Annotated in this window: 21 protein-coding genes; all 21 read right to left on the reverse strand. The window is 46.8% G+C overall.

What is annotated here, in order from left to right:
* Positions 1 to 41: 41 nt before the first annotated feature.
* Complete coding sequence (locus AC6EJC_RS23215) at positions 42 to 449, reverse strand: 3-hydroxyacyl-ACP dehydratase FabZ family protein (RefSeq protein ID WP_444955998.1); 408 nt, start codon at positions 447 to 449, stop codon at positions 42 to 44.
* Positions 450 to 453: 4 nt separating this feature from the next.
* Positions 454 to 1,695, reverse strand: coding sequence for a beta-ketoacyl-ACP synthase II (fabF, locus tag AC6EJC_RS23220; protein WP_444955999.1), 1,242 nt, complete (start codon positions 1,693 to 1,695; stop codon positions 454 to 456).
* A gap of 23 nt (positions 1,696 to 1,718) precedes the next feature.
* Entirely contained in the window at positions 1,719 to 3,419 is a 1,701-nt protein-coding gene (locus tag AC6EJC_RS23225; RefSeq protein ID WP_444956000.1) for a thiamine pyrophosphate-binding protein, read from the reverse strand.
* Positions 3,416 to 4,639 (reverse strand): aldehyde dehydrogenase family protein, encoded by a 1,224-nt coding sequence (locus AC6EJC_RS23230; protein ID WP_444956001.1) that lies wholly within the window; start codon positions 4,637 to 4,639, stop codon positions 3,416 to 3,418. The genes AC6EJC_RS23225 and AC6EJC_RS23230 overlap by 4 nt, the downstream gene beginning before the upstream one ends.
* Positions 4,640 to 4,683: 44 nt before the next feature.
* On the reverse strand, positions 4,684 to 6,144 hold the full coding sequence (locus AC6EJC_RS23235; RefSeq protein WP_444956002.1) for a class I adenylate-forming enzyme family protein: 1,461 nt from the start codon (positions 6,142 to 6,144) through the stop codon (positions 4,684 to 4,686).
* A 12-nt stretch (positions 6,145 to 6,156) separates the two neighbouring features.
* Complete coding sequence (gene fabI / locus AC6EJC_RS23240) at positions 6,157 to 6,927, reverse strand: enoyl-ACP reductase FabI (protein WP_444956003.1); 771 nt, start codon at positions 6,925 to 6,927, stop codon at positions 6,157 to 6,159.
* A gap of 734 nt (positions 6,928 to 7,661) precedes the next feature.
* Complete coding sequence (locus tag AC6EJC_RS23245) at positions 7,662 to 8,183, reverse strand: hypothetical protein (RefSeq protein ID WP_444956004.1); 522 nt, start codon at positions 8,181 to 8,183, stop codon at positions 7,662 to 7,664.
* A gap of 293 nt (positions 8,184 to 8,476) precedes the next feature.
* Positions 8,477 to 9,814, reverse strand: a complete 1,338-nt coding sequence (locus tag AC6EJC_RS23250; protein WP_444956005.1) for a TrkH family potassium uptake protein — start codon at positions 9,812 to 9,814, stop codon at positions 8,477 to 8,479.
* Positions 9,815 to 9,900: 86 nt separating this feature from the next.
* Positions 9,901 to 11,427, reverse strand: a complete 1,527-nt coding sequence (gene lysS, locus AC6EJC_RS23255; RefSeq protein WP_444956006.1) for a lysine--tRNA ligase — start codon at positions 11,425 to 11,427, stop codon at positions 9,901 to 9,903.
* 110 nt (positions 11,428 to 11,537) lie between these two features.
* On the reverse strand, positions 11,538 to 12,014 hold the full coding sequence (greA, locus tag AC6EJC_RS23260) for a transcription elongation factor GreA (protein ID WP_013308160.1): 477 nt from the start codon (positions 12,012 to 12,014) through the stop codon (positions 11,538 to 11,540).
* A 213-nt stretch (positions 12,015 to 12,227) separates the two neighbouring features.
* Positions 12,228 to 13,244, reverse strand: a complete 1,017-nt coding sequence (gene dusB / locus AC6EJC_RS23265; protein ID WP_444956007.1) for a tRNA dihydrouridine synthase DusB — start codon at positions 13,242 to 13,244, stop codon at positions 12,228 to 12,230.
* A 43-nt stretch (positions 13,245 to 13,287) separates the two neighbouring features.
* Complete coding sequence (locus AC6EJC_RS23270) at positions 13,288 to 13,488, reverse strand: helix-turn-helix domain-containing protein (protein WP_444956008.1); 201 nt, start codon at positions 13,486 to 13,488, stop codon at positions 13,288 to 13,290.
* A complete protein-coding gene (gene folK, locus AC6EJC_RS23275) occupies positions 13,440 to 13,988 on the reverse strand; it encodes a 2-amino-4-hydroxy-6-hydroxymethyldihydropteridine diphosphokinase (RefSeq protein WP_444956009.1) in 549 nt (182 codons plus the stop codon). The genes AC6EJC_RS23270 and folK overlap by 49 nt, the downstream gene beginning before the upstream one ends.
* A 9-nt stretch (positions 13,989 to 13,997) precedes the next feature.
* Positions 13,998 to 14,360, reverse strand: a complete 363-nt coding sequence (gene folB / locus AC6EJC_RS23280; RefSeq protein ID WP_023986457.1) for a dihydroneopterin aldolase — start codon at positions 14,358 to 14,360, stop codon at positions 13,998 to 14,000.
* Between the two features lie 494 nt (positions 14,361 to 14,854).
* Positions 14,855 to 15,721, reverse strand: coding sequence for a dihydropteroate synthase (folP, locus tag AC6EJC_RS23285; protein WP_444956010.1), 867 nt, complete (start codon positions 15,719 to 15,721; stop codon positions 14,855 to 14,857).
* The gene (locus tag AC6EJC_RS23290; protein WP_444956011.1) at positions 15,718 to 16,614 is read right to left on the reverse strand and encodes an aminotransferase class IV; all 897 of its coding nucleotides are present in this window, start codon (positions 16,612 to 16,614) and stop codon (positions 15,718 to 15,720) included. The genes folP and AC6EJC_RS23290 overlap by 4 nt, the downstream gene beginning before the upstream one ends.
* Positions 16,615 to 16,617: 3 nt before the next feature.
* Entirely contained in the window at positions 16,618 to 17,193 is a 576-nt protein-coding gene (gene pabA, locus AC6EJC_RS23295) for an aminodeoxychorismate/anthranilate synthase component II (RefSeq protein ID WP_152380042.1), read from the reverse strand.
* 5 nt (positions 17,194 to 17,198) lie between these two features.
* Positions 17,199 to 18,818 (reverse strand): anthranilate synthase component I family protein, encoded by a 1,620-nt coding sequence (locus AC6EJC_RS23300; RefSeq protein ID WP_444956012.1) that lies wholly within the window; start codon positions 18,816 to 18,818, stop codon positions 17,199 to 17,201.
* A gap of 127 nt (positions 18,819 to 18,945) precedes the next feature.
* Positions 18,946 to 19,884: a cysteine synthase A gene (cysK, locus tag AC6EJC_RS23305; protein WP_444956013.1), complete on the reverse strand. Its 939-nt coding sequence runs from the start codon at positions 19,882 to 19,884 to the stop codon at positions 18,946 to 18,948.
* Between the two features lie 238 nt (positions 19,885 to 20,122).
* A complete protein-coding gene (locus AC6EJC_RS23310; protein ID WP_444956014.1) occupies positions 20,123 to 21,067 on the reverse strand; it encodes a peptidyl-prolyl cis-trans isomerase in 945 nt (314 codons plus the stop codon).
* A gap of 20 nt (positions 21,068 to 21,087) precedes the next feature.
* Positions 21,088 to 21,972, reverse strand: coding sequence for an Hsp33 family molecular chaperone HslO (hslO, locus tag AC6EJC_RS23315; protein WP_444956015.1), 885 nt, complete (start codon positions 21,970 to 21,972; stop codon positions 21,088 to 21,090).
* Positions 21,973 to 22,144 lie beyond the last annotated feature (172 nt).

Consider the following 22,144-nt stretch of genomic DNA (forward strand, 5'->3'; position numbering starts at 1 on the left):
AGGAGGACAAAAGGACCGTTTAAACGTGCGCTTCCACCCCGTCATTGATCCAGTGAAACAACTTCTTCCGCCTCAACCACCAATCGATCCCCTACGGAAGCCCGACCGCTTCCGAGAATATAGCCCCGCCGACGCTTGATCACTTCAAAATAGAGATCAATTCGGTCCCCAGGCTTGGCCAAGCTGTGGAATCGAATTCCATTGAGGTTAGTCAGGTATGAAATACCCTTTTTATCAATCGCAGCGAATGCCGCTAATTGTGCAAGCGACTCCACAATCAACATAGGAGGCATGTATGGGTTAGTGTCAGTAATGAACCACTCACTCCAGGTGACAAGCTTGTATCCCTTCGCCCATTGCGACGTTTCGTACCCGGTCACGCCATCCAACAGAAGAAATGGGTACCGGTGCGGAAGCACATCCGGGATATGGATTAGCTCTTCGCTCACAGGCTTATTCCCCTTCCCACTTGCGAACAGCAAGGCAGACGTTGTGCCCTCCGAAACCAAATGAATTGCTAATCGCCGCGCGGACCTCGCGTTCCTGATATACATGCGGCACAAAATTCAATTCAGGAGCTTCAGGATTATCGCAATTGAGTGTCGGTGGTACTTTGCTGTGAATCACACTCTGCACAGTTGCAATTAATTCGACTGCCCCTGCGCCGCCCATTAAATGGCCAGTCATGGATTTAATAGACGATATCGCCAAATGGGGGGCATGCTCCCCGAATACTTTTTGAATAGCATTAATCTCCATACGATCATTAAATGGCGTACTCGTACCGTGGGCATTGACATAGTCGATTTCCTGCGGTGTTAAGCCGCCATCCTGCAGTGCGATGTTGATCGCTTCTGCCGGGCCGGAGCCAGAGGGATCTGGAGCCGTGATATGATACGCATCAGTTGTGCATCCGTAACCCACAACTTCGGCCAGAATGGTGGCTCCGCGGTTCAAAGCATACTCCAACTCCTCCAGCACCAAGACTCCTGCTCCTCCACCGATGACGAAGCCATCGCGATCCACATCAAACGGACGACTGGCCTTCTGCGGCTCTTCATTACGCCTGGAGAGAGCATGGATATTCGCAAAAGATGCCAGATCAAGCTGACTAAAATTGGCTTCTGCTCCACCGGCAACCACGACATCAGCCGTGCCGTACTGGATCGTACGTAATGCCTCACCAATGGCATTACTTCCTGTGGCACAAGCCGTAACCACAGCAAAAGAAGGCCCCTTGGCTCCAATAGCAATGGAGATTTCACCAGGTGCTGAATTAATCATCATCGAGGAAACAAAATAAGGAGAAACTCTTTTGGGACCAAGCTTTGTTAATTTCCCATAGTTCTCCTCTATAACGTCGAGGCCGCCTGCTCCAGAGCCGACAATAACCCCCACGCGACTTGCATTCCGCTCATCAATCACTAATTTTGATTGCTCCATTGCCTGCCGGGCAGCCGCCAAAGCAAACTGAGTGAACTGTGCGACTTTGTTAGCTTCCTTCTTGCTCATATATTGCAATGGGTCAAAGCCCGTAACCTGTGCACCGATCTTTGTCGGAATGTCCGCTGTATCGAAAGCAGTGACAGGTCCGATTCCACTTTTTCCTTCCAACAGTGAATTCCAGAAATCCGTAAGATTAAGCCCGACCGGCGTTACGACTCCCTGTCCAGTCACTACAACACGTCTTCTCACTGTATCCACGTCCTTCGTTGAAATTAATTCTTAGAAGCCTGTTGCTCGTAGAGAGGAAAGTCGCCATACACATGACTGATTTTTTCATGCACATCCGCAAGATCAGCATATACCTCGACGACCACAAGCTTGTTCTCCTGATACTTTTGCCAAGCAAGCTGAAGCTGTTCCCGTGCCTCTCCCTTACTCCGAATTGCAAGGCTTTCCACAAACTCGTACTGAGGAATTTGAATTCCTGTCTTGGCCGCCTCAGAAACAAACGGGAGGGACTGCCCTGTGAGATGCTTATAATTCATCTGATTCTGTAACCAACCATACCCACCATTATTGAGTACGAGATAGATTAACGGTATTTGATACTCCACCGCCGTCATAAAATCCGAACAGAAGAGATTGAACGCACCGTCACCTACGAGTGCTACTACTGGACGTTGTGTTGCCACGCTTGCTCCCAGAGCAGCAGCCGCACCGAATCCAAGACTCGTTTGATCACTAGGAACAATCGAGAGAGAACCGTGGGCAAAGCGAAAATATGGATAAAAATAGGACCACATATCCTGCAATCCATTCTCTTGAAGAAGCACCAGATTTTCAGGGAACTCCGTCTGAATCATGTCCAACAGCTCAGGAACGTGGATTCCAGGGGTCTTTTTCAACTCCTCCAGATAAATAGCCCTGTGAGAAAAAGCCTCCTGTTTACAACTCCTAATTGTTTCAAGCCACACTCCATCAGGCTCCTGACCGCGCCGTTCAAGCCACTGCTCCACCGCTTCATATCCATCACCAAGCACCTTGATACCCCTGTATTCGTGTGCAAAATCCTCGAGATTTACATTGACTTGAATCAAAGGTGTATCCTGTAGCAAAATATCCCACTCGAAAGTAGCCGTTTCTTCCAATCGACTGCCCAGTGTGATTACCACATCAGATTCCTTCCAGATTTGTCTTAGACTAAGATCCGTATAGAGTCCCGCAACACCACAGAAGAGTTCGTGGTCTTCATTAACTACACCCCGTCCCGAGGCGGTTGCGAACAAGGCCGCTCCATGTTGGTTAGCAAACCGCTCAATCACATCACCTGTACCTGACTTCATTCCGCCTCCGACTAGAATGAGTGGCCTGCGGGCGTTCTCAATAATTCCCCACGATGCATCCAACTCCCGACGAGACGGAGAGCACGACAGCTTTTCTGGTGGGGTAAATTGAAGTACTGTCGGCACAGGCTGGTCCATCAGATTTTCGGGCAGTTCAATATAGACAGGACCTGGGGCTCCATTGATGGCCAAAAAGGCAGCCCGCTCCATCGCCCATACAAGCCGATCCACATGCTCGACACGATAAGCCCATTTTACGAGCGGCTTCACGAGTGAGATTTGATCGGCTTCCTGAAAGGATCGGGTACCCAGCTTGTCTCCTCCGGTACCAAGCGCCAGAAGCAGGAGCGGAGCGCCCAGGTTTTTGGCTTCCAGCAGCCCTGTGAGTGTATTACTGAGCGCAGGTCCTTTACCCACAACACATACGGACATCTGGTTGGTTGTGAGCGCATAGCCTGCTGCCATGAACACCGCATTACGTTGATCTTTGCACAGAATAAAATCCATACCGGACGAGGGGAGTGACGATACAATTTTGAGATCATCACTTGGTAAGCCAAAGAGATGCCGAACCCCAGCCGATTGTAAGTAGCCAATGATAGCATCCCAGGGGAATAAGCTCGAAGTCATACCAAACTCCTCTTTTCCGACAAATATTCTGCGACAATTTCTGAAATCAAAATCGGCTTCGAAACGACCTTAAAATCGTAAAAAATATAGTTCGACATCGTGCCATAGCCACCAAAGGGCTTATTGCCCTGATCCACATCCTCAAGCGTCTGATTAATGGTCAGCGTGTGCTTCTTTCGCAGGACATCCGCCAGATGCTCTGACCCGTATAAGCTGCAGCCCATTGCCCGTTCACTGAAATAACTGGAGGAAATACGCTTGATCAGCTGCTCGTCGTCTCGGTAGCTAACCACGTTGAAGACCGGTGAAAAATACTCAATAATCTCCAAATCCTGATCTAGTTCGCTATATACAACCGTTGGCTCCATCTTTTTCGTACGAAAATCAATGCCACCGCCGTAAATAATAAACTTATCGTTCGTATTAAAATATTCAGAAACCGAGTTCAGCGCGTCTTTATAGAAAATAGGGGAGTAGTTCGCATTCGGATCATTGTTGGCTCCAAACACGAGTTGGTCAAGCCGTTGAATCAGCAAGTTTTTAAAATTTTCCGTCACATCTTGATGTACCAGAATGATGTCCGGTCCCAGGCAGTCCTGTCCAGAGTTGAACAATCTCATTCGGATCACATCGGTAACCGCCAGCTCCAGATCGGCATCGGGGCCGATGATGAAAGGATTGATCCCTTGTCCGTAGAAGATATAGAGCTGGTCTTTTCGGATTTGTTTTTTGATCTTCTCCGCATTGGTATAGCTTCCAGTGAACACCACAATATCAGCTGGCATAACCGAATTTTCCATGAAAACTCTCTGGCTAACCTTACGAATATAGATGGGTAATCCATGTACAGCCTGGAGCTTTTCATGCAGCATGTTGACGTACTCGTTTACGTGAGAAGAAGGACGAAAGTCTATATTCTCAACGTACAAGGACGGAATCAACAGGTATAATGCATAGGAGTACAAAATAACGTTGGAAGGCATAAATACCGCCATAGAACGCTGCCAGCTTGGCTGATAGGTCTGCACTTCTTGCAAAGCACCTTGGAGTGTGAGGATCGTGGAATCAATTTCTGCATTGGCGGCCCGATAGGATGAAAATTGCGTGAGAATATCCATCACTTCCTGCCGATTTTCAATCAAATAATTGAGGCACTTCAGAATAGATTCATGCCTTTCCAAAAACAGTGTGTTTCCTGCCAATTCTGGATTTATACTCATGGCACATTCTCCCTTTCCTATATGCGGTTTTGGTAAATATTTTGCTATACTTTGCGAGAAGCAACTTTCTCCAGGGCAATACGCTCCATCTCCAGACGATCTACTTTTCCATTACGATTTAAAGGAAAATGGTCGAGTGGAAGCAAAAGATCGGGAAACATGTATGAAGGGAGTACACGATTTATTTCTTTGCGGAGTACAGACAAGGCTTGCGAGGATTCGCCTTCGATGAATGCAACAAGCAATGTCCCTTTAGCCTCATCCTCCAAGGTGATCACGCAGGATCGGTAACCTATCGAACCAATCCGGTCCTCAATATAGACCGGAGATACCATGTAGCCCATCCGATTGACCGTCTTACCGCTGCGACCAATGACATACAGCATTCCATCATCCAGATAGCCCAGATCCCCCGTCTTGAACCAGCCATCCTGTAGAACGGATTGCGTCAGGTCTGGACGATTTAGATAACCTTCCATGCATCCAGTACTGCGTATCCACACTTCGCCTACGATACCGTCCGCCTGCTGGTTGCCTGTAGAATCTAGTATTTTCAGATCCACACCAGGTAATGGTAGGCCACAACCCTTTGGACACTCTAGCGTCCCCAGCGTAACGTTGCCCAGTTCAGAAAGGCCGTAACCATTCAGCAGGGGCTGTCCAAATATGTTGTTAAATTTCTCTTCAAGGTCTTGGGTAAGTGGGGAACCGCCTACGCACCACATGCGCACCGGAGCTTCCTTGACCATTTGCAGTTGTTCGGGTTTTCGGTTTAGCATACGCAACAAGGTGTAAAAAGCAGAGGGGTTAGCGTCTACGACCGTCGCCCGGTCTTTCGTAATACTTGCAATGACGCTCCAGAGGTTTTTTGGATTGCAGATGATGAGAGAACATGAGGTTAACCACCAGGAGAAGATAAGTGAGATTCCATAAAAATGAGAAAAAGGCACAACGGGGAGCATATGGTCAGACGGTAGGTAGTTCATGGCGTGTATGGAATGCCTGATATTCTCCATAAAAGCTGAACCAGCTTTCACGATTCCCTTCGGTTTTCCCGTCGTACCTGAAGAATACAGAATGAGCGCATCTGACCTCTCGCACCACTTGTTAAAGTCGAGGGCTTCAAGCTTTGGCTCTCCCACCCAATCCGGGTGTACTGCTTCTTCTTGAATCAGATCTTGAATCAGAATAACGAGAGCATGAGGAAGTTCTAAATCGGAATCCGTAAGGATGCAACAGGCACCCGCTTCATCATAGATTTGGGCCACCTCATCGAGCACAGTCTGCTCGTCCACCACAGTCACCGAAACAGCAATATTGCACAGGGAGAACAGAGACACAACAAACCAATAGGAATTGGCCGCTTTCAGAATCACTCTACCGTCTTCGGGAATTCCTCTGAGCGTCAACATCCGGGAGAAGATCGTAACGTCTCGCTCCAGACGCTCCCTAGTCATAATTCCTTCAGGTGAGATAATACGGCAATCCGTATGCGTAATAAGCACAACGTTCCCTCCTTACATCCCCGTAATATGGTACCCAGCATCTACATGGATAACTTCACCCGTAATGCCTCTCGATAAATGGGAAAATAGGAATAACGCCGTATCTCCGACTTCGGACGTATCGACCGTCTTGCGTAGAGGCGTAGTCTCTTCAATATGCTTTAGCATTGTGCTAAAATCCTTAATGCCATAGGCGGCCAAAGTTCGTATGGGACCAGCGGAAATCGCATTCACACGAATTCCATAAGTTCCCAGATCGTTCGACAGATAGCGCATGCTGGCTTCCAGTGAAGCCTTCGCCACACCCATAATGTTGTAATTCTTGATTGCTCGTTCTGCGCCAATATACGTCATGGTAACGATACTTCCACCCTCCGTCATCATCGGGTATACTCGTTGGGAAACAGCGGCCAGAGAGTAGGCACTGATTTCTTGAGCAATGGCGAATCCCTCGCGAGAAGTGTCGACGAACAAGCCATCCAAATCCTCAGCCTTAGCATAGGCAACACTGTGAAAATAGCCGTGCAAGATGCCTACTTTTTCTTTTAAAAAATCCGCCAGTGCATCAAGCTCTTCATCGCTTTGTACATTACAAGGACAGACAATGGACCCCGGAATCGTTTCAACGAGCTTTAGCACCCTCTCTGCAACCCGCTCATTTTCATAAGTAAAAATGAGCTTTGCTCCTTCAGCAGCTAAAGATTGAGCTGTCCCCCAGGCAATACTCCTGTTATTAGCCACGCCCATAATCAAAATATTTTTACCGCTCAGCAGTGCTGCCACAGAAACCACCTTTCTTATTTTACATTTTTAAACAAAAAATCGACTTATTTGCGTATGTCTACATTTATAGACATATGTAATCTTTCCTGGAATATTATCTCGTTAATTGCCAAACTTAGACAAGCGACGTTTTAGGCAAATTACAAGAATTCATTTTAAAAATTTGTGAGAATTGGCAGGACACTATTCCGCAGATGAGTTCGGCTGTAATCACGAGCCCAATTCCTTCGAGATCCAAGCGCCTCCATACGATAGCTTGTCCTGCCATACCCAGCAACAACATACGCTGGGCCCTTATCATTCGTGTAAAGAAGATCGTAACTATACTAGCGTCAATGACACCGCATCCAAAGCTAAACAACTATGATAAACCCAACCTAGACCAGCAAAGTCGTCTTACAACGATCCTTCTTACAAAGGTCTGGAGAACACACCATGCACGCTGTCTGTCAGCTCACGAAAAATAGCTGTGTTGCTTCTGTTGGTCTGTGTTCAAATCGGAAGGAATCCATGCGTTTGAAAAAGATAGAGAGGCAAAAATGAGGTGACTGTCAAAGCGAGTTAAATATAAAATTCACATATTTTTGTAAATATTCCCACAACAATGATGGGCTCACCCAACTACCGGAAGTAACACCTTCATTTTCCTCATCAATGACTCTCCCGATTTGAACATCCTGAGTGACCAGCCTGATTTCATCCAAGTGTGAAGCCTTATACCCCTAAGCTACGCCTTATTGTTTCTTTGGAGACAAGGTATAGCTAAAGGAGACAATAAAGTCGATTCCCAGAACGATCGCCCATGTTTTCATAATGCCTTCCAAAGAAACCGTACGTTGCGGATCATCTACATACACAATGATGGCGAGCAGCAAAGCGTTGCCGATGGCCCAGCCCAGGAGGTGAAGCAACCAACCCGTCCGTTCCTCTTTTGCATGCGCAGCACCATACTTGCGTTCGGGCTTCGGCCCCTTACCAAACCAATGAGAGAACCGCACATCTGCCCATTTAATTAACCTGTGACCAAATGCTACCGTAATGCCAAAATAACAGGCCGCCAGGCCAGTAGCAGTCGTAATCTCCATGCCGCTTCTCACCGTGATGAACACTGCAATCAGTAACAGGATATCAATAATAGGAGTAAATAGTAAAAGAAGACCACCTAATTTTTTCAAACCAAACATATACCTTGCGATCAATCCTAAAACAACAAAAACCCAGAATAAAACTTCAGCACTAATGATAAATAAATACATAATGGATGATTCCTTTCAAATTAGAAATTGGTATTCCCCTCAGCTATCCCCCTTTCACGCCCACTATCATACAATATTATACATAATATTCCTAGTATTTTGTCTATAATTACATAAAAGGAAACAAATAGCCTTTTTTTCTGCAAAAAAAAGTATCTGTTTAGGCCATTATCTCTTACTCTCAAATTGGACATTTTTTATGATATGCCATAAATAAAGGATTATGATTAATGTGAAATAAAAAAAGATGCACCCATGTCAATCAGCACGGGTACATCTTTTTATACTATAAGCTATCCAATTACAATATGCCCTTCGGGACGACGATACAACGTCTTGGTCGAGCGTGGACGAATGGCATAGGCAATCGTAAGAGGACCAATTCGACCAATAAACATGGTCACACAAATGATCAGCTTGCCTGCGTCAGACAGTCCTGGCGTCACTCCTACGGACAACCCTACCGTTCCGATTGCGGAAGCCGCCTCAAATGCAAGGGAGAGAAATGGGGCATCCTCTGTCATTAAAAGCAGTATAACCACAATCGAGAATATAAATAGTGCCAGTACAATAATGGTCAGCGCCCGCATCATGATATCTTTAGGAACCCTATGACGGAAAAACACAATTTCCTTCTGTCCTCGCATGACGGCGATTAACGCACCTACCATAAGCAGAAACGTGGTCGTTTTAATTCCTCCTCCAGTGGAGCCCGGAGAAGCACCGATAATCATCAGCAACATAATAAAAAACTGACTTGCCTGCCTCAACCCGCTGATGTCGACTGTGGTCGTTCCCGATGATCTCGTGGAGACGGATTGAAAGACAGCTGCATATACTTTGCCTTCCCCGTTCAGCGCACCCAGGGTTCGTGCATTGGTAAACTCAAAAATAAATATAACCAGCGTACCAATCACAATGAGCGCCCCTGACACGCTTAGCACCATTTTAGAGTGTAGAGTCAGTCTCCGGGTACGGCGAAAATCGAACAGATCGCTTAGTACAAGGAAACCCAATCCACCCGATATAACGAGCACAGTTGCAATCATATTGAAAACAAAATCCCCAGCGTACTGCTGGAAGCTGGTCCCGAACAGATCAAATCCCCCGTTATTAAAGAGCGATACGGAATGAAATATTCCATAATATATCGCTTGTCCTACAGGCATCTCTCGCATCCACCGTAAAGCTAAGATGACAGCAGCAATCGCCTCAATGGTAAAAGAAAAGATCAACACCTTGCGAATAATGCGAACGATCCCTTCCATGCTATCGGCATTAATAGCTTCCTTAAGCAGCAGCCGATCCTTCAACGACAACCGTCGCCCCATTAACAATGCAAACAAGGTCGCCAAGGTCATAAAACCCAGCCCACCTAGCTGCATCAGTACCATAATGACGGTTTCACCAAACATCGTATAGGTTGAATTGACGTCCACCACGACTAAACCGGTGACACAAGCAGCGGAAACGGACGTAAACAGCGAATCAATCCAATGCGGAGCATGTCCACTATGATTGGAAATAGGAAGCATCAGCAGCAAGGTGCCCAATGCAATAATCAGCAAATATCCGATAACCAATATAAAAGGAGGCGATGCAAACCGGGCAAGCTTGACGCTGCGTTTCATTAGAAGTATTCTCTCCATCCGTTCTTATGAAAAAGAGGAACAAGACACGGGAAGCCCGGCTGATCCTCTATATTCATAATGTTATATTATTCTACTGTACGGTTACGCATATGCGGGAAAAGCAGCACATCACGAATGGAAGGCGCATCTGTCAGCAACATGACCAAACGATCGATGCCGATACCCAGTCCGCCTGTTGGCGGCATACCGTATTCCAAGGCGCGGATAAAATCATCATCCATTTCATGAGCCTCGTCATTGCCATGCTCACGTTCCAGCAATTGTGCTTCAAAACGTTGACGCTGGTCAATTGGATCATTCAGCTCAGTGAACGCATTAGCATGCTCACGAGCGACAACAAATAATTCAAAGCGATCCGTAAAACGTGGATCTTGTTCATTTTTCTTCGCCAACGGCGAGATTTCAACCGGATGTCCAGTAATAAAGGTTGGCTGAATGAGCGTTTCCTCTACAAACTGCTCAAAGAAAGCATTCAGGATATGTCCAAATGTCATATGCGGTTCAACCGGAACTTTATGCTCTTTCGCAAGGCGATGAGCTTCTTCATTACTCATTTGCACGCTAAAGTCCACACCCGTTACTTCTTTAACAGCATCAACCATGGAGACTCTGCGCCATTGCGGCGTCAGATCCACTTCCTGGCCTTGATATTGAATGTGCTGTGTGCCAAGTACTTCCTGCGCAATATGTGCAACCATGTTTTCCGTTAATTGCATGATATCTTGATAGTCAGCATACGCTTCATACAGCTCAATCATCGTAAACTCAGGGTTATGGCGGGTCGAAATACCTTCATTACGGTAAACACGCCCGATCTCATATACTTTCTCCATTCCGCCGACAATTAGTCGTTTCAAATGGAGTTCAATAGCAATACGCATATAAAGCTGCATGTCCAATGCATTATGGTGCGTAATAAATGGCTTCGCCGCTGCCCCGCCGGCAATGGAATGCAATGTTGGGGTCTCAACTTCCAAATAACCGAGCGAATCCAGATAACGACGCATGGATTGAATAATACGGGATCGTGTAATGAACGTTTTTTGTACTTCAGGGTTCATAACCAGATCGACATAACGCTGACGGTAACGTAATTCAACATCCTTCAGACCATGGTATTTCTCCGGTAATGGATACAAGGATTTGGACAAGACCTCAATATCCAGCACTTTGATCGTAGTTTCACCTGTTTTGGTCTTAAAGAGCACACCCTTAACACCAACGATATCGCCGAGATCCAAAATACCAAATGCTTTATATTTTGTCTCAGGTACAGTGTCTTGACGAACATAAATTTGAATACGTCCGCTAAGATCCTGTATATGAGCAAAGCTGGCTTTCCCCATAACCCGTTTGGCCATAATACGGCCTGCAATGCTGACTTCAATGTTCTTTTCTTCCAGTTCTTCCTTAGTCAAACTGTCATACTTGCTCAGGAGTACGCCAGCTTCAGCCGTGCGTATGTATTTGCGTCCAAAAGGATCAATGCCCAATGAGCGAAGCTCGTCCAATTTGGCACGACGAATTTGCAATAGTTCACTTAATTCCTCGCGATTTTCCTGTGATTCCTGGTTAGTAGTTTCATCCGACATGGTGCTAAATCAGCTCCTTCAATATGAATAGACGGGCCGGGGTCCGTCCGGGTGTAGAGAAAAAAAGCTTCCACAAGGAAGCTTTTACATTAAATTCCAAAGTCCGTGTCTTATTTCTTGATATCCACGATTTTATATTGAATAACGCCTGCTGGAACGGTGACATCCACGACAGTTCCCTTTTTCTTACCGAGAATTGCTTTGCCAACCGGACTTTCATTCGAAATCTTGTTCTGAAGCGGATCGGATTCAGCGGAACCTACGATAGCATACTCTGTAATATCTCCGAATTCCAGATCTTCAACGGTCACGGTTGCGCCTACTCCCACAACATCGGTGTCAATTTCATCGCTATTGATAATGCGGGCATTGCGTAGCATCTTTTCCAACGTAATTACACGGCCTTCAATAAAGGCCTGCTCATTCTTCGCATCCTCATATTCGGAGTTTTCACTAATATCTCCGTATCCGATGGCTACCTTAATCCGTTCCGCCACTTCGCGGCGTTTGACAGACTTTAAGTTCTCAAGCTCATCTTCGAGCTTTCTAAGGCCTTCCTGTGTCAGAATGACTTCTTTATCGCTCATCTTAACCGATTCTCCTGTCATGGGAAAAGTTTAAAAGTGCATCGGAATGCACGCTTTCAAAACATAATATGCCACTCTGAGGGAATGAGAACATTTCCTACTGTTGTCTTGAGAGCTGCATAAATTTGTAGCATACATCAAGATTTTATACTGAACGATTATAGGGCAAGCAATTGGAAAAGTCAATCGCGTGCGCAGGCCGGAACAGCTTCCTTATTGCGCAACAGCAACACTTGTAGAAGGCTCGTCGTTTTCTACCATGTGTAATTGAGATACAAATTGATCCAAAATACGTACCATATCGTCGCGCTTCGTTTCTTCCATAATTACATCCTTAATACGTGCAGAACCTTTAAGTCCCTTGAGGTACCAAGCCAGATGCTTGCGCATTTCACGGACAGCTACTGCTTCGCCCTTCAATGCCACCAGACGATCCATATGCAGAATCGCAATACGGATTTTTTCTTCCGGTGAAGGATCGGGCAACAGCTCACCCGTTTGCAAGTACTCAATCGTACGGTACAGCATCCACGGATTCCCCAGAGCGCCGCGTCCGATCATAACGCCATCACAATTGGTCAAATCCAGCATGCGGCGGGCATCTTCCGGTGATGCCACATCACCATTTCCAATTACAGGAATGGAAACTGCTTCTTTAACTTCCTTTATAATATCCCAATTCGCATGTCCCGTATACAGTTGCTCCCGTGTACGGCCATGTACGCTGACGGCCTGACCTCCGGCACGTTCAACAGCGCGAGCGTTCTCTACGGCATAAATATGCTCGCTATCCCAACCAATACGCATCTTCACGGTAACCGGCTTGCTTACCGATTCCACTACCGCCGATACCATTTCATAAATCTTGTTTGGATCGAGCAGCCAACGGGCACCTGCATCACATTTGGTCACTTTGGGAACCGGGCAGCCCATATTGATATCAATAATATCTGCATTCGTCTCCTGATCTACAACTTTCGCCGCTTCCACCAAAGATTCACGGTCTCCCCCGAAAATTTGCAAGCTAAGCGGCTTCTCACGCTCATCCACAAACAGCATTTCGCGCGTACGCTTATTGCCGTGAATGATCGCCTTATCACTAACCATTTCTGCACATACCAGTCCTGTACCGAATTCCTTGGCGATCAGGCGGAAAGCAGGATTGCACACGCCTGCCATCGGAGCCAAGACGACTTGGTTCTTCATTTCAATACCGCCGATTTTCAACATATCTGTTCACTCCTTTATTCTTTCTTTTATATCGTACTTATCGTCATTCCGTCAGTTCCCGGACTTCAATTTCTAGCGTTTGGGCAATAATGTTCAGCATGTCTGGGTCTACTGTACGATTGCCTCGCTCCACAGCACCTAATACAGTCAAAGATATGCCGGTTCGGTTTGCCAACTCCTGCTGTGTGAACCCTTTTAGCTTCCGAAAGGCGCGGAGTCGTTGCGCCAGCTGCATGTTTTCCAAAGCTGTATGCCGTCCTTTCCATCCACAGAATTCAATGCAGTATGCACGATACTGTACAGACCGGACGGATCTTGGTTCGGAACGATGTCAGCCAAGGGAACCAGCACAAAAGCACGCTCCAACATACGGGGGTGAGGAAGCTCCAAATCCGGTGTAGCCAGTTGTGCCGCTTCCATCCATAACAAGTCCAGATCAATGGTTCGCGGACCGTTAGGAATTTGTCTTACTCTCCCCAGACGACTCTCCACCTCCAGCATATAAACCAGAAGCTCCTCTGGAGCAAGTGTTGTAGATACGGCTACCGTCATGTTCAAAAAAGAAGGCTGATCCAGATACCCAACAGGCTCTGTTTCGTACAGGCTGGAGCACCGCAGCACCCGTATACCCGGATGTTCGTCCAGCGCCGTAATGGCTTCATACAGGGTATGCTCACGCTCCCCCAAATTAGCCCCTAAAGCAATATAAGCCTCTGATGCCTCAGAGGTCGAATGTGCATTCATGTATCGTTCCTACTTTCTTGCGCGATAAAGCTCAACCGTCACGCCCTGAAAATGAATATCAAACGGCGGATGCGGCTTCGTGACTTTGACAGTCAGTGCATTGACACTAGTATAAGTGTCCAGTAGGGAAGATGCAATACGTTCGCCCAAAGCTTCAATCAATTGGTAAGATTCCTTTTCTACAATATCTTTAACGGTGTAATGCACCTCAGCGTAATTAACCGTTTTGTCCAATGCATCCTGCTCGCCCGCCTCACGCAGATCAAGCTCCAGTTCCAAATCAATATAGAAACGCTGTCCCAGCTTACGTTCTTCGGGAAAAACGCCATGATATCCGTAATACTCCATACGATGCAAAACCATTTTATCCATCGTGGGTAGGCCCCCTATTTTTTATTAGATTTTTCTAAATAAGCTCAACTTAAAAGTTTCATATCGTGCCACTGCGCAGTCGGATGGTGCTTCCCATCGCCACCGCCCCCAGATTTCTTGAATAAAACCTATAATCAAGGTAGAAATCCGGGGAAGTGATGCTTCCGAAGCGAGCTTTCCTACGGAAAGCTTTTAAAGCGACCGCTTCGCTTGTACAGCACCATTCCGCCTACTCCGTTCTCGTTCTACTTGATCTATTCTTCTGTTCACCTTACACAATAAATAACTCCCTAAAAATACAGTGACTTTATGCTGGTGGTAGCGGAGCGAATCATTTGAATCTGGAGAAGCGAAGCGCTCGCCTGAAAGCTTTTCAAGGAAAAGCTACATCGTAAGCATATACTTAACGGGATTCTTACCTCTACATGCTGTACAATTCAAAAGAATCCCGTTGCAACAGCGATCGCAGGATCAAATCATTCATGCAGCGTCTTCTAACCATCATAACTCAGTGCATTTTTAGACCCATACACCATCGCATCACACATACGTACGGTACGCTTGATTTGCGCCACATCGTGTACACGCACAATCTGGCACCCTTGAGCAATGCCAAAGGCAACGGTAGCCGCTGTGCCCTCCACCACATCATTCACAGGCAAATCCAGTGCTGTACGGATAAATCTTTTGCGCGACGTAGCCAATAACAGCGGAAATCCCAGCTGACTCAATGTATCAAGAGAAGTCATGGCATGAATATTCTCATCGTAATCCTTGGCAAAACCGATGCCTGGGTCTAAAATAATCTGTTCCTCACGTACACCTGCATCCAGCGCCAATCGAATACTTTCTTTTAAATCGACCAGCATATCAGAAACCAAATCACTATAGTTACGGTCATGACGATTATGCATCAAAATGACCGGACAATCGAATTCTGAAGCTACACGTGCCATATCGGGGTCTGCCTTAAAACCCCACACATCATTAATGATATGTGCGCCTGCTTCAAGCGCCTGTCGCGCTACCTCGGCTTTGTAAGTATCCACAGATAACGGGATGTGTGGTGCAATACGATGAATCGCCTGGATGACCGGAATAACCCGGGCCAGTTCCTCTTCCACATCTACCGGATCATGTCCCGGGCGGGTAGACTCTCCACCAATGTCAATCATATCGGCTCCATCTTCCACCAGCTTCAATGCATGTAAAACAGCAATCTCTGGGCTATGATGTAAACCTCCATCGGAAAATGAATCGGGGGTCACATTCAATATACCCATGATCTGTGTGGAATGTCCGAGCGTAAGCTTAGCATCCCCCATTTGGTAACTACGTTGATAAAGGGTCGGTATGTTCACTTGATCCCTGCTTTCTGTCTATAATCGTGCAACAGCAAAGCTGTTATGGACCTGGACTGCGTTAAGGGAACCAATAAATGGTTCGTCGCTCCTCCCGGCTCCAACAACAAATCCACGGGCCGTATTTCTTGTATAGAGTTGGTCATAAAAATTTCATCAGCCTGTTTCAGCTCGTCCCAACGGTACAGGCCTTGCTCACAAGGAATGTCTCGCAGTTGCGCCAGCTCCAAAATGAACTCACGTGTAATGCCTGGCAGAATCCCTGTAGACAAGTCAGGGGTATACAGCGTATTATTCCGCACAAAAAACAAATTGCTGACCATTCCCTCTGCCAGAAAACCATCTGCCGTAAGCATCAATCCTTCAGCCTTATAACGGACAGCCTCGGCATATTGCTGCAGTTCCCGCTTAGCAAGAATATTATTCATATAATGAAGCGACTTTAAGCGAATCTCACCCTCGGGAGTGTTTCTGGGGGTTCGCAACAACTGAAGCGCGGATGGGGAAGTTGATCGCTCGGTTTGTGTATTGGTAGAGGGCAATGGTTTAGCGAACAAAATATGGTTGGGACGCGTATAGTCACCCGCTGGTAAGCCTAGCATCTCTTCGCCCGCTGATACGGTGTACCGGATATAGGCTTCATCCAGTCCATTTGCTACCATCAGACTTTGAATATGTCTCGTAAGACGCTCCTCGTTCGGTTGAAAAGGAATACCCAGCATGCGGCAGCCTTCCGCTAGTCTGTGCAAGTGCCGATTTAGCAGAAATGGAACGCCCTTGTAGGTACGAAAAGTTTCAAATAAACCCATTCCGTACAAAAAGCCGTGATCACTTACGTGAATCACGGCATCTGCGGCTTCCGTGAGGACGCCATTGACTCCAATATATTTCATCAATCAGACGCCTACCTTGCGTTTTAGGAAATTGCGCAATAGTTGATGCCCATAGTCCGTAATAATGGATTCGGGATGGAACTGGACTCCTTCTACGGCAAATTCTTTATGCCGCAAACCCATAATTTCACCTTCTGCGGTTTCAGCGGTAATCTCTAGACATTCAGGCAGGCTCTCGCGCTCCACCAGCAACGAGTGATACCGGGTTGCTGTGAACGGAGAAGGCAAGCCTTCAAATACCGACGTATTGTGATGGAGAATCGGTGATGTTTTACCGTGCATGAGTCGTTCAGCCCGGATAACCTTACCGCCAAAAGCCTGTCCGATGGCCTGGTGGCCGAGGCAAACGCCGAAAATCGGAATGCGACCTTTAAAATGGCGGATCACATCCAGCGATATTCCCGCCTCGTTCGGTGTGCATGGACCCGGCGAGATCAAAATATGCTCTGGTGCCAGCTCTTCTATGCCTTTCACATCAATCTCATCGTTCCGTTTTACGGTTACTTCTTCGCCAAGTTCACCCAAATATTGAACAAGATTGTACGTAAACGAATCATAATTATCAATCACCAAAATCATACGACTCACCCTCCTGTGATACCGCTCCTGCTCAAAGCGGCTTCTTCTTCACCACATTGTACCGCCTTCATGACAGCTCTGGCCTTGTTCCGACATTCCCGATATTCTCTGTACGGCTCTGAATCGACGACGATCCCCGCACCTGTCTGTAAATAGGCAGTGCTGCCTTTAACAGCTAATGTTCTTATTATAATATTTAATTCCATATTGCCGTTATAGTCAATCCATCCAAGGGACCCTGTATAAGGCCCCCGACGAACGGGCTCTAATTCTTCAATAATTTCCATGGTGCGCACCTTGGGTGCACCGGTAATGGTTCCGCCTGGAAAGGTAGCAGCAATTACATCTATAGCCGTACGACCTGAGGCTAACTTCCCCTCAACCTGAGAAACCAAATGCATAACGTGCGAATAGTATTCGACAGTCAGCAGTTCAGGCACATGCACCGATCCGTATTCGGCAATCCGTCCGATATCGTTACGCTCCAGATCGACGAGCATAATATGCTCGGCACGTTCTTTTTCACTTGATAGAAGTTCGGCAGACATAGCGGCATCTTCATCCGGTGTCAGCCCCCTTCTTCTGGTACCTGCAATAGGTCGTGCGCTCACACGTCCATCCTCCAGCTTCACCAGCAGTTCCGGCGAGCCACTGACGATCCGTAAATCTGGCATGCGCAGCATACCCATATAAGGGGAAGGATTCAGCAGACGAAGCCATTCATATATATTTTCAGGGAGGGCTACAAGCGTACGTTGCTGACGAATCGACAAGTTAACCTGAAATACATCTCCCTGGGCAATGTATTCCTGCACACGTTTCACGGCATGTTCAAAATCTTGTTGGTTGAATGCTGCTGTCCAACCTTCAGATTCATGATGAGCAGCCTCTAGTTCTTCTTCGGCGAGCCTAGCACAACGACGGGGATAAGCAGGATCAGTCTCTCCGGCATTTATGATTTTGTTCCACTGAGTCAGCATACGTTCTGCACGTTGAGCAGCCTCCGCATAATACCCGCAAAGTATAGGTTTTTCCCCATCCATAACGTGATTGGCCAAGTCGGTATGACTACCGACTTTATCGGAATGGGCAGGAGTGGGCATATGAACAGCACAATATATGCACGATGTTTCGTGATCATAAATCCATAGCTCATTCACCCGCATCCATACATAATCAGGTATGCCCGTATCGTCTGCAGCTTGAGTTGGCAAACGCTCCAACGAGCGAGCTACATCGTAGCCAAGATAACCCGCAAATCCTCCAGAGAAAAAAGGCATGCCAGGTACACGCGGCGCACGGTAAGGGGCGATCCATTCGTTCATGACTGTCAAAGGTTGTCCATGCATGTCACCATGCTTTCCACTTTGTAAATCAGTCCAAACTGCATGTTCTCCCTTGCCTTCCAATACAGCAACTGGATTTAAGGCCAGATAGGTATATCTCCCACCTTTAGCGCTCTCCAGCAAGAAGGCATATGGCGACGAATCCTCCCAAGCCTTCCGCCACGATGACGGTAACCCGCCAACGGGTAATTGGTACTCAGCAATATAGGGAAGTATACTCCAGCCTTCCTCCTGCCAAATCTGCCACTGCGCCTCCGTCACTCTAGCTGTCGATTTCATCCGTGTGTGCTTCCCCTTCCCTTACTTTGCAAAAAGTCTACATTCTCTCCTTAAAAAGAAACCCCCACCCCCCGGCAACAGGGAAATGAGGGATTCCTTACGTATAGTATACACAATTACGACATAATTACAGCTCGAAATTGTATAGTGGTGTACTCAGGTAACGTTCGCCATTACTTGGAACGATGACAACAATCCGCTTACCCTTACCTAATTGCTTAGCAAGCTTCAAAGCCGCATGAATAGCCGCACCGGATGAAATACCAGACAAGATGCCTTCTTCCTTGGCTACTTTACGCGCTACCTCGAAAGCTTCATCGTTTTCTACATGAATAATTTCATCATAGATGTCACGGTTTAAAATTTCAGGAATAAAGTTGGCACCAAGTCCTTGAATTTTATGGGGTCCTGGCTTACCACCTGCTAGCAGTGGAGAAGAAGCAGGCTCTACAGCGACAATTTTAACTTCAGGGAATTCTTTCTTAAGCACTTCTCCTGCACCAGAAATAGTCCCGCCCGTACCTACTCCCGCTATAAAAGCGTCCAAAGTTCCGCCGATGGAACGAATCGCTTCCACAATTTCAGGACCGGTCGTTTCACGATGAATTTTGATATTGGCTTTGTTCTTGAACTGCTCGGCAGCGAAATATTCCGGATTTTCACTCAGCAACTCTTCCATTTTCTTAACGGATCCGTTCATACCTTCTGACCCAGGTGTTAACACAAGCTCGGCTCCATAAGCACGCAACAAATTACGACGCTCTATGCTCATCGTTTCCGGCATAACGATTACTGCCTTATAACCCTTCGCAGCAGCAACCATAGCCAAGCCGATTCCTGTGTTACCGCTAGTTGCTTCAATAATTGTACCGCCTGGCTTAAGTAGCCCTTCACGTTCAGCTTCTTCTACCATACTAATCGCAATACGGTCTTTTACACTGGAGCCCGGGTTCTGATATTCCAGTTTCAGATAAATTTCGGCGCTATCTCCCGGTACGATCCGGTTGAGGCGAACGAGGGGAGTTTCCCCGATAAGTTCAGTGATGTTATTAACAACTTTAGCCATGATAATTCCTCCCTGACTGTAGATGATATATTAACAATTGCGAAATCACATTCTAGATCATTCTTGGTAGATCGTTCTTATTTTGTGCAGTTCATTTAATTTCCGATAAAAATAGTGGGTTTTACACGCTAATCATAACAATCTTCAATTCCAATGTCAATACGAGTGAAAAGCCGCGATGCTGACATCCCACGTTATCAGCATCGTGCTTCCTTCGAACCAAGATTCTTTCACTATGTTACAGAGAAGCGGAGGGTACATCTTTTCCAGATAAAATACGCGCTCCATATTTATCACGCAGACTCTTCTCGACCTCTTCCAAAGGAGCGGCCTGTGCAAGCGCAAGAGATCGGCGGATTTGCTGCCGAATCTGCTGCTTATCCGGAGAAGTCTTTAGCCGGATATCTTGTACAAAAATGACGGCGTAGCCATCGTTAACAGAGATGGGACCTGCAACATCCCCAGAGCTTAGTTCTCTTGCAGCCTTCATAATGGCCTCCGGTTGAAGTGGATCATATTCGTCCACCCATCCCAGCTGTCCGCTGCTATCTTTGCCGAAAGGCTTACCTGTATGTTCTTGAATCAGCACATCGAAGCTCTCTCCTTGCTTGACCCGATCAAGCAACGCCTCTGCTTCCTCCGCTTTAGCCACATAAAGAGCTGCCAGTTTGATCTGCTTACCGACGGCAAATTCCTCGGGGTGCTGCTCCCAATACTCGTCAATCTCCGCTTCCTGAACCTGGATACCCTGCGTGGCTATTTTCTCCAATCCAATTCGGTACTCCGCTTCATTCCGCAAATCAACCGGACCTAAGCCAAACTGTCGCTGCATTTCCTCAAAATAGGCGTGATCAGAGTCGTACCCTTTACTATCCTGCTCCAGCACCTGCTGTAAATCCTCTTGGGTGATCTTGATACCGAGACGCTTGGTTTCAGCCTGCACGGCTTTACGATTCAACATTTGCAACAGCGTATTGGTTCCATATCGCTTTTTCAGTTCCGCAATCCACTGTTCCTCCGATATGCCTTCCTGACTCATCTCCGCCACAGTATGATCGCCGTCATCCTTGCTTACATCACCCGGCTTTAACAGCCCCCGAAGCATGATCAGACCACCTAAGGCGGCGACGCTAACGGTCAGAATAATGACAGCTGTCCATAATCCCTTCTCCCGTGTAGTCATCGCTTGCACCGCCCATCCGGTTAGGCCTTGGCTTGATCTAACAAATCTTGCAATTCGTCCTTATTAAACTGATAAGCCTCATTACAAAAGTGACACACGACCTCAGCCTGTCCTTCTTCCTCAATTAATTGCTCTAATTCGCTTTCTCCCAAACTGATCAATGTTTTTTCCACACGTTCCCGTGAGCACTCACATTGAAAATGGATATCCAATTCATCGAGGATACGAACGTCCGGCAGCATCCAGCGCAGCATTTCATCAAGTTCCAGCCCTTGATCCAATAGAGCTGTAACTGGCGGAATAGAACCGACTGCATTTTCGATAGCTGTAATCTCATCATCATTTAAGCCTGGAAGCAATTGAATAATAAATCCACCTGCCACAATAACCGAGTTATCAGTATCTACCAGCACGCCCAAGCCCACCGCCGATGGGGTCTGCTCTGATTTGGCAAAATAATAGGTAAAGTCCTCACCCAGCTCACCGGAAATAATCGGGGTACTGCCGCGATACGGTTCTTTTAACCCCAAATCCTTGATGATATGAATGAATCCCTCTGTACCTACGGCACCCGCTACATCCAGTTTGCCCATACTATTGCTCGGCAAATGCACATGCGGTTCAGTAACGTAGCCTCGCACTTCACCTACAGCATTGGCATCAACGACGATTTGCCCAATCGGACCGTCACCTTTAACTTGAATGGTCAATCGCTCTTTGCCTTTTAACATAGAACCCATAATTGCACCCGCTGTAAGAGTTCGTCCCAAAGCAGCGGTTGCCGTAGGATAAGTATCATGTCTTCTCCGCAATTCCTCTACCAATTGAGTGGTCCGAACAGCAAAAGCTCTAACCCTTCCATCCATGGCTGTACCGCGAATAAGTCGATCCTGCTTATTTTCCATATTGATATCCTCCCCTATTCTCCAGAGCAGCTATGCTGCTTATTTTCGTTAGTGTTTCCTCATCATTGAAGCATGATTTCCTGCTATATAAACAACCTGCATCGACAGATCACGCGAATTGTTCAAAAACGTAACATATTTCAGTATAGACGAAAAACGCCGCTAATCCAAA

This window comes from Paenibacillus sp. TY11 (assembly GCF_059772165.1).

Coding starts and splice junctions, on each gene's coding strand:
- hslO (WP_444956015.1), bottom strand. CDS start 21,972: ATGGAAAATAAGCAGGATCGACTTATTCGCGGTACAGCCATGGATGGA.
- AC6EJC_RS23245 (WP_444956004.1), bottom strand. CDS start 8,183: ATGTATTTATTTATCATTAGTGCTGAAGTTTTATTCTGGGTTTTTGTT.
- AC6EJC_RS23230 (WP_444956001.1), bottom strand. CDS start 4,639: ATGAGTATAAATCCAGAATTGGCAGGAAACACACTGTTTTTGGAAAGG.
- AC6EJC_RS23225 (WP_444956000.1), bottom strand. CDS start 3,419: ATGACTTCGAGCTTATTCCCCTGGGATGCTATCATTGGCTACTTACAA.
- cysK (WP_444956013.1), bottom strand. CDS start 19,884: ATGGCTAAAGTTGTTAATAACATCACTGAACTTATCGGGGAAACTCCC.
- folK (WP_444956009.1), bottom strand. CDS start 13,988: ATGAATGCACATTCGACCTCTGAGGCATCAGAGGCTTATATTGCTTTA.
- AC6EJC_RS23290 (WP_444956011.1), bottom strand. CDS start 16,614: ATGAAATATATTGGAGTCAATGGCGTCCTCACGGAAGCCGCAGATGCC.
- AC6EJC_RS23310 (WP_444956014.1), bottom strand. CDS start 21,067: ATGACTACACGGGAGAAGGGATTATGGACAGCTGTCATTATTCTGACC.
- lysS (WP_444956006.1), bottom strand. CDS start 11,427: ATGTCGGATGAAACTACTAACCAGGAATCACAGGAAAATCGCGAGGAA.
- dusB (WP_444956007.1), bottom strand. CDS start 13,244: ATGTTGAAAATCGGCGGTATTGAAATGAAGAACCAAGTCGTCTTGGCT.
- pabA (WP_152380042.1), bottom strand. CDS start 17,193: ATGATTTTGGTGATTGATAATTATGATTCGTTTACGTACAATCTTGTT.
- folB (WP_023986457.1), bottom strand. CDS start 14,360: ATGGATAAAATGGTTTTGCATCGTATGGAGTATTACGGATATCATGGC.
- AC6EJC_RS23300 (WP_444956012.1), bottom strand. CDS start 18,818: ATGAAATCGACAGCTAGAGTGACGGAGGCGCAGTGGCAGATTTGGCAG.
- AC6EJC_RS23250 (WP_444956005.1), bottom strand. CDS start 9,814: ATGAAACGCAGCGTCAAGCTTGCCCGGTTTGCATCGCCTCCTTTTATA.
- greA (WP_013308160.1), bottom strand. CDS start 12,014: ATGAGCGATAAAGAAGTCATTCTGACACAGGAAGGCCTTAGAAAGCTC.